The organism is Pseudarthrobacter phenanthrenivorans, from assembly GCF_036455295.1.
GTDB lineage: Bacteria > Actinomycetota > Actinomycetes > Actinomycetales > Micrococcaceae > Arthrobacter > Arthrobacter phenanthrenivorans_C.
Genome location: NZ_JAYXNX010000004.1, coordinates 258,858 through 272,480, shown reverse-complemented (window position 1 = coordinate 272,480; position 13,623 = coordinate 258,858). Strand labels below are relative to the sequence as shown.

General features: G+C 61.6%; 12 protein-coding genes. 1 reads left to right on the top strand and 11 read right to left on the bottom strand.

Features of this window, described 5'->3' with window-relative positions; all coding sequences use genetic code 11:
* Window positions 1-37: 37 nt before the first annotated feature.
* The 4 genes from VXJ37_RS07320 to VXJ37_RS07305 form a co-directional block, all read right to left on the bottom strand.
* Window positions 38-898: an ATP-binding cassette domain-containing protein gene (locus VXJ37_RS07320; RefSeq protein ID WP_331322385.1), complete on the bottom strand. Its 861-nt coding sequence runs from the start codon at window positions 896-898 to the stop codon at window positions 38-40.
* The gene (locus tag VXJ37_RS07315; protein ID WP_331322384.1) at window positions 895-2,742 is read right to left on the bottom strand and encodes a dipeptide/oligopeptide/nickel ABC transporter permease/ATP-binding protein; all 1,848 of its coding nucleotides are present in this window, start codon (window positions 2,740-2,742) and stop codon (window positions 895-897) included. The genes VXJ37_RS07320 and VXJ37_RS07315 overlap by 4 nt, the downstream gene beginning before the upstream one ends.
* Window positions 2,739-3,680, bottom strand: a complete 942-nt coding sequence (locus VXJ37_RS07310) for an ABC transporter permease (protein WP_331322383.1) — start codon at window positions 3,678-3,680, stop codon at window positions 2,739-2,741. The genes VXJ37_RS07315 and VXJ37_RS07310 overlap by 4 nt, the downstream gene beginning before the upstream one ends.
* A gap of 69 nt (window positions 3,681-3,749) precedes the next feature.
* On the bottom strand, window positions 3,750-5,249 hold the full coding sequence (locus VXJ37_RS07305; protein ID WP_331322382.1) for an ABC transporter substrate-binding protein: 1,500 nt from the start codon (window positions 5,247-5,249) through the stop codon (window positions 3,750-3,752).
* Window positions 5,250-5,450: 201 nt separating this feature from the next.
* Between VXJ37_RS07305 and VXJ37_RS07300 the strand changes: the two genes are divergently transcribed.
* Window positions 5,451-6,089 (top strand): TetR/AcrR family transcriptional regulator, encoded by a 639-nt coding sequence (locus VXJ37_RS07300; protein WP_331322381.1) that lies wholly within the window; start codon window positions 5,451-5,453, stop codon window positions 6,087-6,089.
* A gap of 43 nt (window positions 6,090-6,132) precedes the next feature.
* Here VXJ37_RS07300 and VXJ37_RS07295 read toward each other — a convergent pair whose 3' ends face one another.
* From VXJ37_RS07295 to VXJ37_RS07265, 7 genes are all read right to left on the bottom strand, one after another.
* Window positions 6,133-6,942 (bottom strand): alpha/beta fold hydrolase, encoded by an 810-nt coding sequence (locus tag VXJ37_RS07295; protein ID WP_331322380.1) that lies wholly within the window; start codon window positions 6,940-6,942, stop codon window positions 6,133-6,135.
* A 131-nt stretch (window positions 6,943-7,073) separates the two neighbouring features.
* Window positions 7,074-7,829 (bottom strand): SDR family NAD(P)-dependent oxidoreductase, encoded by a 756-nt coding sequence (locus VXJ37_RS07290; RefSeq protein ID WP_324644916.1) that lies wholly within the window; start codon window positions 7,827-7,829, stop codon window positions 7,074-7,076.
* Between the two features lie 25 nt (window positions 7,830-7,854).
* Window positions 7,855-8,871, bottom strand: a complete 1,017-nt coding sequence (locus tag VXJ37_RS07285; RefSeq protein WP_331322379.1) for a cyclase family protein — start codon at window positions 8,869-8,871, stop codon at window positions 7,855-7,857.
* Window positions 8,872-8,878: 7 nt separating this feature from the next.
* Complete coding sequence (locus VXJ37_RS07280) at window positions 8,879-9,337, bottom strand: VOC family protein (RefSeq protein ID WP_331322378.1); 459 nt, start codon at window positions 9,335-9,337, stop codon at window positions 8,879-8,881.
* Between the two features lie 53 nt (window positions 9,338-9,390).
* Window positions 9,391-10,548 carry a mandelate racemase/muconate lactonizing enzyme family protein gene (locus VXJ37_RS07275; protein WP_331322377.1) on the bottom strand — a complete coding sequence of 386 codons (1,158 nt, stop codon included), beginning with the start codon at window positions 10,546-10,548 and terminating at the stop codon, window positions 9,391-9,393.
* A gap of 37 nt (window positions 10,549-10,585) precedes the next feature.
* Entirely contained in the window at window positions 10,586-11,944 is a 1,359-nt protein-coding gene (locus tag VXJ37_RS07270; RefSeq protein ID WP_331322376.1) for an MFS transporter, read from the bottom strand.
* Window positions 11,945-12,372: 428 nt separating this feature from the next.
* Window positions 12,373-13,446: a zinc-dependent alcohol dehydrogenase gene (locus tag VXJ37_RS07265; RefSeq protein ID WP_331322375.1), complete on the bottom strand. Its 1,074-nt coding sequence runs from the start codon at window positions 13,444-13,446 to the stop codon at window positions 12,373-12,375.
* Window positions 13,447-13,623: the final 177 nt, after the last annotated feature.

The following is a 13,623-nucleotide window of genomic DNA, read 5'->3' as shown; positions in this document are numbered from 1 at the left end:
TTCTTGGCTGTTCTTGCGTTGATGTTCTTGCTGTTTTTCAGGCTACGCCGGCCTGGAGGTCCTGCTGGTGCTGGAGTTCCAGGAGGCGTACTCTGTCGGCCCGGTGTTTGGCCTGCCGGTCGGGATCGGGAATCGGAGCGGCCATGAACAGCCGCTGCGTGTAGGGGTGTTCGGGCGTGCCGGTGACCTGTTCGCCGTCGCCCCATTCGACGATCTCGCCGTGGTACATCACGGCAACGCGGTGGCTGAGGTGCCGCACCACGGCGAGGTCGTGGGAGACGAAGAGGTAGGCGACACCGGTGCGTTCCTGGATCTCGATGAAGAGTTCCATGACGCGGGCCTGCGTGGAGAGGTCCAGGGCGGAGACGGGCTCGTCGCAGACGATGAGCTTTGGATCCAGGGCGAGGGCCCTGGCGATGGCGACGCGCTGGCGCTGTCCGCCGGAGAATTCCCGCGGCAGCCGGTGCGCGGCGCCGTGCGGCAGCCGGACCTGGTCCAGCAGTTCGGCCACGCGCTGGTTGGCCGCCTTGCGGTCCACTTTGCGGACGGTGAGCGGTTCGGTGAGGATCTGCTCGATGGTCATGGAGGGGTTCAGCGATGTGTACGGGTCCTGGAAAACCACCTGGATCTCGTTGCTGAGTTCCTTGCGCTGGGCGCGGGTTGCCTTGGAGATCTCCTCGCCGCGGTATTTGATGCTGCCGCCGGTAACGGGCGCCAGCCCCAGCACGGCGCGGCCCAAGGTGGTCTTGCCCGAGCCGGACTCCCCTACGAGGCCCACAGTCTCACCCGGCCGGATGTCAAGGGAAACGCCCTTGAGCGCCTTGAACTGTTCCTTCCGGAAGCCCTTGAGCGGATATTCGACGACGACGTCCTTGACGTCGAGCAGGGTGTCGGTCATGACGTCACTCCTTTCAATTCCTGGGGCTTGGCTAACTGCGCTGTGCCGGTGGCCGGGATGTACTGCCCGCGGGGGGCGGTGTCTTCGAGGATCGCGTCTAGCAGCTGGCGGGTGTACGGGTGCTGGGCATCGTTGAAGATGGCCCGGACAGGACCGGTTTCCACCACGCGGCCGGTCTGCATCACGGAGACGCGGTCGCAGAGGTCGGCCACTACCCCGAAGTTATGGGTCACCAGGATGACGCCCATGTTCAGTTCGTCCTGGAGCTCGCGAAGCAGGTTCAGCACTTCGGCCTGCACCGTGACGTCCAGGGCGGTGGTGGGTTCGTCGGCGATCAGCAGGTCCGGATTGCAGGAAACAGCGCCGGCGATCAGGACGCGCTGTGCCATACCCCCGGAGATCTGGTGCGGGTAGGAATTGAAGGTCCGTTCCGGGTGGGGAATTCCCACCTTGGCCAGCAGTGACAGGGCCCGCTTGCGGGCTTCGGCCTTGGAGATTCCCAGGCACACCCGCATGGGTTCCATTAACTGGCTGCCGATGGTGAACGCGCCGTCCAGGTTGGACATGGGTTCCTGCGGGATGTATGCGATGCGTTTCCCGCGGACCTTGGTCATTTCCTTCTCGGAGAGGTGCGCCAGGTCCTTGCCCTCGAAGAAAATTGAACCGCCCGTGATACGCCCATCCTGGGGCAAGAGCCGGAGGATGGAGAATGCCGTCTGTGTCTTGCCGGAACCAGATTCGCCCACCAGGCCGTGCACCTCGCCGCGCCGGACTGTCAGGCCCACGTGGTTCACCACCTGGGTGGTGGACCCGTCGGGCTGGTCGTAGCCGACTCCGAGGTCCGTGACTTCCAGCAGCAATTCGCCCGTGTCTGTGCCCGGCTCTTCGGGATGGACGACGGCGTCGTCCCCGCGCTTCCCGGCGGCGCCTTCGGCGCCGGCTGCTGCAGCCGCTGCCGCGGCCTTGCGGCCCTTCTTCACCGGACCGCTGCTGCGCTCCAGCTCGTCGCGCATGGCGTTGGCCAGCAATGTCAGGGCGATGCAGACAAGACCGATGACCAGGGCCGGCCACAGCACCAGCGTGGGTGCTTTGAAGATGTTGATGAAGCCGTCGTTGAGCATGCTGCCCCACGTGGGGATGCTCCGATCGCCCAGCCCCAGGAATTCCAGTCCGGCCTGGATGGCGATGGCGATGCCCAGGACCATGGCTGACTGTATGATGACCGGTGCCCGGACCACGGTGAGGATGTGGCGGCCGATGATCCTGAAGTCGCTTAAGCCGGAGACCCGTGCCGCGTCCACGTAAAGTTCGTTGCGGACTGCGGTGACGGACGCATAGACAAGCCGGAAGAAAGCCGGCGACAGCAGCACACCGAAGATCATCATGGACAACCACATGGAGGGGCCAATTACTGCGCGGGCCGCCAGCAGGACCACCATGCCCGGCAGGGCCATCAACAGTCCGGTGAGCCATGAGGAGACCGCATCGAACCAGCCGCCGTAGTACCCGGCGATGAGCCCAGCCGTGACGCCGATGACCAGCGCCACGGCGAGAGCCACCACGGCGCCGGCGAGGCTGAACTGGCCGGCGAAGAGCAGGCGGCTGAAGACATCGCGTCCGGCGCTGTCGGCCCCCAGCAGATGCCCGGATCCGGCCTTGGCCAGCACATCCTTGAGGGTGGCCTCGTTGGGATCGTGCGTTGCCAGCACTGGGGCCAGGAGGGATGCCAGTGCCACCAGGAACAGGACAAGCAGCGATGCCGCACCTGTCGGGTGTGCTACGAGCTTGCGGAAGAGGGAAATCTTGGCTGCCGTGGTGGGCAGTGCGGGAGGAGCGTCGATCATGACAGCCGAACTTTCGGGTTGAGCCAGCCCTGGGCCAGGTCGATGATGAGGTTGACGGTCACCACGATGGCAGCGGTCGCAAGCACGACCCCCATCACGACCGGGATGTCACCCTGGCCGGTAGCGGCAACGGTGATCTGCCCGAGGCCGGGCAGGGCAAAAATCTGTTCCACGATGACGGCGCCGCCCAGCAGTCCAATGAACTGCACGGCAAGTACAGCCAGGGCCGGTCCGCCCGCGTTGCGCAGCACGTGCTTATAGACAACGCGGTTGAAGGACAATCCGCGGGCGCGCAGCGTGCGAACGTAGTCCTTTCGGAGCGCATCAATCAGTGAACCGCGGACCTGCTGCACCACGGCGGCGATGCATCCGATGGAGAGGGCGATGATCGGCAGGGTGACCGTCGCCGCCCAGCCGCCAAACGACGTCGTAATGGGTACATACCCTGTGGCCTTGAACCACTTGAGGTTGAGCGCGAACAGGGAGACCAGACCCAGCGCGATCAGGAACCCGGGGATAGCGAAGCCAAGGACGCCCACGAACTGGACCACGCGGTCGATCCAGCCCCGGCGCACTGCTGCCCAAACAGCCACGACTACCGAGATACCGGCAGCGACGATGGTGGCGCCGAGGACGAGGGAAAGCGTGACCCAAACCCTGCTGCTGACACCGGTGCTCACGAGCTGTCCATTGAACCAGGAGCGGCCGAGGTCGCCCGTGACGGCGCGGGTGATCCAGTCCCAGTACTGGACAACGAGGGGACGATCGAGACCCAGTTGGCTTGCCTTCATGGCAACCTGAGCATCCGTGGCGGTGGGACCCACGATACGGCGGGCGATGTCTCCGCTGCCTGCGTACAGCAGGAGGTAAGCCACAGTGGTGATGACGAACAGCAGGAGAACACCGGCGATTAGGCGCCGAAGCACGAATCGGTACATTTGAAAATCCTTTGAAAAGGTTCCTGAGGTTGCCGGACCGGGCAATGTCGCCGGTCCGGCAACCGTTCGCTACGAAGCGGGCGTAAAGGACCAGATGTAGGGGTAAACGTTGCCCGTCTGAAGCTCGACCTTGGTCTTTGCGTCAGTTACGAAACTGTTCTGTGGGCGGTACCACGGGGCAAACCAAGCCTGCTCCACGATGTACTTGTTCAGTTCCTTCGCGGCCGATTTCTGCTCGTCCGCCGCACCCAGGTGGATCTTGTTGATCAAGCCGTCAACCGTCGGGTCCTCATACTTGTAGGGATTCCACGCTGAATTCGGGGCAATCTTCATGTTGATGAGCTGCCAGTCCGACTGTTGCTCCAGGATCATGTAGCTCGCGGCGTACTTTGCTGCCAGCAGATCGGCAATGAAGTTGTTGCCTGCGTCGACCGTCTCCACTGTGACTCCCACTTCCTTGAGCTGCTGGGTGATCAAGGTGAAGATTGAGCTGTTGACGAGCGGGGTGGACGGCATTTGCAGCGTGAAGCCGTTCGCGTAGCCCGCGTCGGCCAGAAGCTTTTTGGCCTTGGCAGGGTCATAGGCATAGCGGGAGTCCAGGGAAGCGTCGTAAGCGTCCGAGGATGGCGGGAAGACCTGGGTCGTGGTTGTTCCGCGGCCTTGGTTGACAGCATCCAGCAGCGCCTTTGTATCGAAGGCGTAGTTCAACGCCTGCCGGACCCGGACGTCCTTGAGGGCGGCGTTGGTCTTGCCGGCGCGGTCGAACAAGATCAGTCCAGTCCAGTTGCCCTCGAAAGTGTTGTTCTTGTAGCCCGCCGCTTCGGCCTCCTGGATCATCGAAATGTCAATGAGGGAGCCGTTGAGCGTTCCGGCCTTGACGGCATTGAGGAGTGACGTCTGTTCCGGGTAGACGTTCAGCACCATGTTGTCGTAATGGACCAGGCCTTTGTTCCAGTAGTCAGGATTGCTCTTGTACGAGTATGAGGTCCCGGTGACTGTGGCTGCGGTATCCAGGAAGTAGGGGCCGGATCCGACAGGTTTGGTGGCGATATCCGCGTTCCCGAATGATGCCGGGCTCTGCATGAACGATGCATCCTTGGACAGGTAGCCGAGGAATGCGGGGTCTGGGGCCGAGAGGGTCAGTTCCAGGGTCGTGCTGTCCACAGCAGTGGCTGTCTTGAGTGCTGCCAGGAACTGGGCGTCTGCCGACGTTCCTGCTTTGAATCGCTCCAGGTTTTGTTTTGCTGCGTCCGCGTTGAAAGGGGTGCCGTCGGTGAATTTGACGTCGTCGCGGAGCTTCAGGGTCAGGACGGTTTTGTCGTCGTTGTACTTCCACTCGGTTGCCAGCATGGGTACCAGCTTTCCGCCCGGTTCCATGCGGAGCAGGGTGTCGTACACGGCCTGGTAGAAAGGCGAAACGTTAGCAAAGTCGGAGTCGGCAGCAGCAAAAGATTTCGGCGCCATGAGGGTGCCCAGCGTCAGCGTTTGCGAGGAGTGCTCCGCAGTGCTTTCCCCACCTCCACCGCAGCCGGTGAGGCTCAGGGCAACGGCGGCAGCAAGTGCGGCCATGCGTGTAGGTCGGAACATCATTGGTCCCTTTCACGGTCAGTGGCGTCCACCATGGACAGCCATTGAAAGAGACCTTAACACGAAAACAGACCAAGCGGTATGTTTTCACTGCAGCTTTCCAAATCTTGCTAAATGTGACGCGCCGCACAGACATTGATGCCCGCCCCGGCGTGCCTGGTCCAAGGTTGTTAGAGTTTCAAGATGACTGAAACAGCGACCACTGCCGCCGCACGTGAACCGCGGCGCGGCCGGCCGCGCGGAACCTACGCCAAGACGGAAGCACGCCGTCAAGAAATCCTGACGGCTGCCTTCGAGGTCTTTTCGGCTTCCGGCTTTCGGGCAGGGTCGGTCCAGGACATTGCTGACAAAATCGGTCTGACGAAGACCGGCCTCCTCCACCATTTCCACAGCAAAGAGGCCCTGCTTGAGGCTGTCCTGACCCTTCGTGATGAAGATTCGTGGGCGGCTGCCGGAATCGTCACCGACAACGGCATGGAAACGCTGAATGGCATCGTACGGCTGATGCAGTACAACACGTCCGTTCCCGGGTTGGTGTCGCTCTACTGCGTGTTGTCTGCCGAGGCAACAGACCCGGAGCATCCCGCCCACGAATACTTTCAGCGACGTTACAAATGGGCGCTGGGAGTTTGCGGACAGGCATTTTCCGATTTGGACCGGCGGGGTAAGTTGCGGCACGGGCTATCACCCACCGCAGCCGCACGGCAACTGGTGGCACTCATGGACGGGCTGCAGGTGCAGTGGTTGCTGGACAACAACTCTGTGGACATGGCCGGTGAGTTAAAGAACTTCCTGGGTTCCATCACTACCGAAGAGTTTTAGTGCCCCCGGCAGGAACGTATTCCTGCCGGGGAACCACACCGTTTTACGGGGCTGCCCTCAAGAAGGTGAGCAGCTCGCGGTTGAACTCTTCCGGCTCGTTCCAATGGGGGCAGTGGCCGCTGTTTTCGAAAACGGAGAGGGAAGACTTGGGCATGGTATCTGCCAGCCACTGCATGCCTTCAAGCGGGAAAGACGGCGAGAAGCGGCCCGTGGCTACCCAGGACGGAACATTCACGGTCGGTGCAACGTCCCGCCAGTCTGCTGTGAAGTGATCCACCAGGAGCGGAAGTACAGCGCCGTCGGGAAATTGCGTGAGGCCGCCCACCTCGGAAAAGAGTTGCGCTACGTGGGGCGGCGCTGGAGGCTCAAGTGCCGGATTGCCCCATTGAAAGCGCCCGTTAACGGAATCCCACACATTGGCCCAATCGACGGACCGGACACCCCAGGCCCACGATTCGTCGTTAACGATTTTTGGCGACTGATCGATTGCTACGAACGCGCGAACGCGGTCCGTTCCGTACAGGTCGAAATATGCGAGACAGACGGAGACGCCCAAGGAATGCCCAACGAGGGCTACCTCGCCAAGCTCCAGATGCTCGAGCAATTCCCCGACGTCCTTGCCCAGGCGGGAGACACGTTGACCGCTGCCCGGGAAGTCTGAGCGGCCGTGGAACCTAAGGTCGGGCGCAATGGTCCTGTAACCTGCGGCGACCAAAGCCTGGCGCTGGAAGGCCCAGTGTGCCGCCTGGCAGGTGAATCCGTGAACAAGTAACACCGCCGGACCGGAGCCGAAGTCATCGTAAACCAGTTGTGCGCCGTCTGAGGTTCGAAAGGACCTTGTTTGACCAGTCATTGCTGCCTCCTTGGGCAATCGGTCGAAAGTGATGAGGTTGTAGCTCTAAAAAGGAGACTCCAAAGGCCGGGCTGATTCGCGGGCAGCCCGGCCTCAGGAACATCCGGCGCTTTCAGCCCGGAGGTGGCGTTTCAGCCGAAGACCACGCCGCCGTTGACGTGGAGCACTTGTCCGGTAATTGTGCCGTTGCCCGGCGCCAGGAGGAACGCGATGGCTGAGGCAATCTCCTCAGGCTTGGAAAGCCTTCCGAGGAGGGACATCCCGGCGATTCGCTCGCGATCTGCATCGTTCAAAACATCAGTCATCGGTGTTTCAGTCGCCCCGGGAGCAACCATGTTCACGCGCACCTGATGGGGCGCAAGCTCACGGGCGTATCCGCGTACCAAGCCGATGAGCGCAGCCTTTGAGGTGGCGTACGCACCGTTACCCATGAGCCCGCCTCCTGTGAAAGCTGCGGCGCTGCCAAGGACGACCACCGACCCGAGCCGGCCTGCGCGTAGAAGGTGGGGCCCTGCGGCCGAGATCGTGTTCTGGACTCCGATGACATTGATGTCGAGTACCCGCCGGAATTCGGCAGCATCGATGTCCAGCAGCGCCGACCGGCTGACTATCCCGGCAGCGGCCACAACCCCGGTCAGTCCGCCACCTGCCGCGAATTCGTCGGCTGCGCGGCGCATGGCCCCAGCGTCCGTGACATCAGCGGCCACGGCGACATGACCTTCTCCGTCCAACGTCGCCACTGCATCTGCCGCGGCTGACGGGTTCACGTCGACAATAGCTACGCGTGCGCCCCGGGCCGCAGCCTGGCGGGCACAGGTGAGGCCGATGCCGGACGCACCGCCGGTGATGAGGACAGCTTCAGCTGTCCCGGATTCGTGGTCATTCACGTCAATTACTCCTGAAGATTCATGTTTAGAGGATCGCCATTGCGTTGGCCGGGCTGCCAACTCCGCCCAGCAGGTTCAGCGGCTGGGCCGTGAGGAAGACGTCATATCGGCGTCGGGCGGCGCAGGCAGCTGCCAGCTCATCGAGCGCCCAAAGCTCGCCAATGCTCAGCCCGAGCAACGGGATCAGGATACGGTGCAGCATCCCCGTGTGGCTGGAGGCAGGCATCGCACCTGATAGTTCCGCCTGGACGGTGAGTTTGGAATCCGTTGCCGGCCAGGCTTCCAGCGCGATGTTGTCGGACGCCGCCACCGCTACTTGATGGTCCCAAAGCCACGCGGCCGATTCTTCGGTTTGGCTTAGGCCCGGCGAGCGGAGGGCGCCGTCCGAGCGGTTGGCGTCCGCCCGGATGTGTTTGAGCCATCCTGTGCGGATCATGATGATGTCGCCCGGCCGGATGGTGCTCCCCTGCCATTCAAGCGTTGCATCCAGATCAGCCACCGGAATTTGTTCGTTGGTGGCCTGGTCGATCGGGCGGCCGACCGCGTCCCGGTAGGCACCGACGTCGATGAGCAGGCCACGGCCGGCGATCCCCCGTTCGGCCACGGCCTGTATTCCGAGGCCGGGTTTTCCCGCCACCAGCCCGTTGGGATCCGCGTCATTGTAGAAGCCGTGGTCCGGATGCCCGAAGTGTCGCAACCCGTCAATTTGCGTCGACGCCTGAAGGAACAGATTGTCGATCCGGTCGTCGCGGTGGAAATCGTTGAGGCCGAACACAGTGTGTTGAATCGAACCGCGGTGGGCAATGATGGGCGGCTCGAATTCCGTCAACGGCAGGTTGAGCGGTATGACTTCGCCCGTCAAAATACTCTGACGGGCTTCAAGGACACGGGCCGGTGTGAGGTGGTTCAGGGTGCCCAGCTGGTCGGCCGGGCCCCACAGGCCCCAGGCCGTTCCCCGCAGCCGGTCGGGGCGATCAAACAGCTGGTCATACCGGGGAAATTCCCCGGCCGGGGAACGGCGTGAAGCTTGATGGGTGGTCATCGGGTGATTAGGCTTCGCCGTCCGTCATGACCTGGTGGATCTCGATCATGTTGCCGGCGGGGTCAGTGAGGAAGATCTGGTGCCAGCCTTCGACGGACCAGATGCCCCAGTCGTCGAACGGGATGTTGTTCTCGGTGAGGCGTGCCTTGATGGCCTCGATGTCATCGGTCCGGAACGCAAAGTGTCCTCCGATGAGCGGGTTGACCGAGTGTCCCTCCTGGGCTGCGAGGTACGGCTGGCGCTGGGTGGCGTGGATCTGCAGTTCGTTGGGGTCGCCGGCTTCGTAGAACTTGGCGGCTGTATCCCACTCGGCGTCGCCGTCGATGTCGTTGTCTGCATTTTTGGACGTGGCGATCATCTTGGGCGAGGGGAGCTGGTTCAGTCCCAGCGCCTTTCCGTAAAAGTCCGTCAGGATCGACATGTTGTCTGAAGTGACGTTCACGTGGTGGAGGCGAAGATAAGCCATGATTTTTTCCTTTGTGGTGTTGAGTTGGATTTCAGGGACAAGTATGACCGGAGTCAGAGGTCGACCCGATAGCGGGCCACTTTTTCCGGGTCGAGCTGGATGCCGAGGCCGGGGCCCTCAGGAACGCGCATGTATCCATTCTCAATAATGAGCGGCTGATCCAGGAGATCATCGGCCATGTCCAGGTAGTTGGACAGTTCAGCTGCCGAACGCGAGGTAATTTCCTGGGACGCACCGAAGACGAGGGAACAAACGGTTCCGACTTGCGCATCTATCTGGTTACCGATGACCGCTTCGAGGCCCAGCCCTTCGGCAAGGTGGGAAACGCGCAGCGAACCTGAGAACCCTGTTCGGGCGGTCTTGATGCTCACAGCGGTCGCTGCTCCCGCAAGGATTTCGCGGGTAACGTCAGCCGGCGTGGGCGCACTTTCGTCCGCGACGAACGGTACAGGACATTGGGAAACAAGCCAGCGCCTGCTCAACACATCGTCGGCGGGACAGAGCTCTTCCACGCGGCTCAGTCCCACGTCTTCGAGCTCCCGAAGTGCCCGGGCCGATTCCGCCGCCGTCCAACCGCGGTTCCCGTCGATGTACAGTTCCGCGTCAGGGCCTAGGGCTTCCCGGACCGCTTTGCACACGTCCACGTCCAGGTGGACGGGGCGACGCCCCACCTTGATTTTGAAGCTCGCAATTCCCAGCTTCTCCTTGAGCTCGATGGCCTCTGCGGCAACTGTGTCCGGATCATCGAACCCCAGCATGTGGCTGACCTGCAACGCATCAGTAAAACCTCCGAGGAGATGATGCACCGGTGTTCCGATGGTCTTGCCCCATGCGTCCCACATGGCCATGTCGATGGCGGCTTTGGCAGTGGGATTTCCTACCGTTCGAGCCAGGCGCGACCTTACCGCCTCGCGGTCGAGGATGGAGAGCCCGATGATGGCAGGGGCGAAAATCTTCTCGATAACGGCGACAATCGATGCCTGTGTCTCACCGTAGGTGTAGGGCCGCGGAGGGGCTTCGGCAAACCCGACCACACCGTCACTGGTGACCACTTCCACAAGCACATTGTCCGCTACATCGATCGATCCGCTGGCAAAACGCAGCGGCTTGCGGTAGGGAATCGCGTACGGGACTGTCCGTACTTCGACGATCCGTGGCGCAACTGCACGCTCACCCGCGGGTGTTGTTTGAGTGGCTGGTTGAAGTAACAAGATTTTGGTCATCCTTTGGTGTGGCTATTGGTGGAGGTCATCCCCGGGCGCGTGCCCCGGCAACATCTGTTTCGAGACTGGTAGTCCCACGGAGTCCGCCAGTCTTCCGGTCAGCCCACCCGATAAGGATGTAGACGAACACTGCAGCGAGGCCGAAGAAGCCTGACATCACCAGAAGGCCAGCGGAGCTCGAGCCGGTGAGATCGGTGAGCCATCCCTGAATGTAGGGGCCTACCAGGCCGCTGACGTTTCCGACAGAGTTGACGAGCGCGATGGACACTGCGGCAAGCGCCCCGGCATACACCTGGGCAACGGTCGCCTGGAAGGTGGACAGCGTGGCGAAGAAGCCCGCAGCGGCGATGCTGATACCGAGAAGTGACAGGAACGGGTTGCCGGAGAGCACTCCAATGAGGAGTCCGAGTGCTGCGGCAACCATGGGCAGGGTGAGGTGCCAGCGGCGTTCGCCGGTGCGGGAGATGCTGCGGACGATTACGAACATGACGATGGCGGAGAATGCCCACGGGATTGCCGAGACGTAACCGGATCCGACGACGTCCAGGTGGAACTGCTCTTTGACGATCGTCGGAAGGAAGTACGTGATCGACCAGAACCCGATCAGGATGAAGAAGTAGGTGATGGCGAAAGCCCACAGTGACGGCCGGCGCAGGGCAGCGGGAAGCTGCTTCAGTTCGTGCGCTCCGGATTCGGAACGTTGGGTGACATTCTCCGCCAAGTACGCCTTTTCCTCGTCATCCAGCCACTTGGCCTTCGCGGGGGTCGAAGGCAGGGCAAAGAAGATGACGACCGCAAGGATGATTGCCGGAATGCCCTCGATGAGGAACACCCAGCGCCATCCGGCCAGGCCGGCAACACCGTTCATGAGCATGATTGAGGAGGTTACGACGGAGCCCATAGCCAGCGCGACCGGAACGGCCAGGTTCAGCCAGGACATTGCCTTGGGCAGCAGGCGCATGGGGCACCAAAGCGCCAGGAAGAGCGCCGTCCCGGGCGAGTAGCCGGCTTCTGCAAGTCCGAGGAGGAACCGCATGATGTGAAGGCTGACCTCGTCCTGCATGAAAGCCATGCCCATCGTTACCAGGCCCCAGGTGATCATGATGCGAGCCAGCCAGACCCGGGCGCCTACCTTGGCGAGCAACATGTTTGAGGGGATCTCGAAAAGCAGGTAACCGATGTAGAAGAACCCTGCAGCAAGCCCGAATGTTGCTGCCGTCAGGCCCAGGTCTTTGGACAGGGGCCCTGCGATCACCCCAAGGTTTGCTCGATCGATGTAGGCAATGAACATGCCAAGCATGAGGATTGGAAGGACCTTCAGGGTCACTTTGCGGAAGACCCGAGCCTCAACGCTCAGATCTATGGAAGTGGTGGGGGTTTTCATCGGGACCTCTCTTCGTTGAGGGGCGTCGGAATTGGTGGCGCCTTCAAAAAGGTTAGTCAAGGATTGATCCGGTGAGAAATACCAATATTCTCTGATTTCATATGAGAATCAGAAATATAAGAGCAGACGCCAAAGCGGGACCTTGATGATGGGCTGGATCCAAAGAGGGCGATGCCACAAGGCAGACCTTCTCCCAAGGACAGCACCTACTGAGCCAGTGCGTGGACCGATTGTTTCAAATAGATGCCGGCCGGCCGTTCTTAGTGTTTGGCGGGCCCGGGGCGCAGCACTCATGCCACCGATCGGGGGGGCAAAAAATAAGTACCCTGCTGCGACGATCAGGGTACTTATCGGTTTCCCGTCAGGGCTTACCGGGGCTGCCAGCAGGCCGCACAAATGCCGTGGCCATAGGGGCGCTGGAATTGGCGTTACCTGGCGGGACCGTCACCACTCGGACGGTCATCAAGGCCCGGAATAAGCAGGACCTTGCATGCGTCCTGGGAGAGGACGTCGATGGCTTCATCGAAAGCAGAAAGAGGAAGCCGGTGGGTAATGAACATTGAAAGGTCAAGCTTTCCGACCGCTACAAGCTCCGCAATCTGGTGCCAGGTACCCCACAGGGCCCGCCCGAAGCTGCCAGTAAGAGTCAGACCCTTCTTAATCAGGTACGCTGCGACGTCCAACTCCATTGGCTTACCTGGAATTCCGACGGCTACCACCGTTGCTTCGCGGCGGACCGCTTCAAGCAGGGGCGGCAGCGCCGCCGGCACGCCAGAAGCCTCGAAGGCCACGTCAAATCCGAGCTTTTCCCCGGACAGCTTGCGGCAAAGCCCAATGACGTCATCTTCGGGAGAAAGAGCCACAGCTCCCAGCGCTTTTATCAGGCCCTGACGGTAGGAGTTAGGTTCAACGACGACCACGCGGCCGGCACCCAGGGCCTGGGCAATTGCAGCAATAAATAGCCCAACTGGACCGCCGCCGCTTATCACAACCTCAGCGCCTGAAAGGTCAATTTTGGACCGTTGGATGGCATGCATGGCGACTCCGGCAGGTTCCAGAAGGGCGCCCTGTTCTAAGGGGAAGTCTTCCGGTAATTTAAAGCAAGCGGGCGCCGGTACCACGAGCCGTTCCGCAAAACCCCCATCGAGATGCAACCCGAGCAACTCCATGTTCAGGCAGTTGTGGGCGTCACCGGTACGGCAGGGATAGCAGTCCCAGCATGCAACGTGGGATTCAAGAGCAACCCTGTCCCCCACCTGGAGCGACTCAACGCCCGGGCCAACTTCGATGACGGTGCCGGCACACTCGTGACCGAGAACCACCGGGATATTGAGGTTGAATGCCTGCGCCATGGGTGAGTATTCGTAAAGTGCCCGGTCAGTGCCGCAGACCGAGGCCGCGGCGACCTGGATCTTCACAGTTCCGGTAGAGACCTTCGGCTCCGCATACGAGGAGAAGAATTCCACTCCTCGCTCGGGCCTGGTCTTGACGACGGCACGCATAGTGGGGCCGTCATTGGAGATTTCCCGTTCGGAGGCACTTAGGGACGTCATTGTGAACCTGTCTGTTTATGCTCAAGGGATGGGGCACTCATGTGATGCTGCACCGGGCCGTGCACTACTCAGTGCTCACGCACACTGCGCCCAGTCCTCGCCAGCCCTGTCGAGTCATCGTCGGCT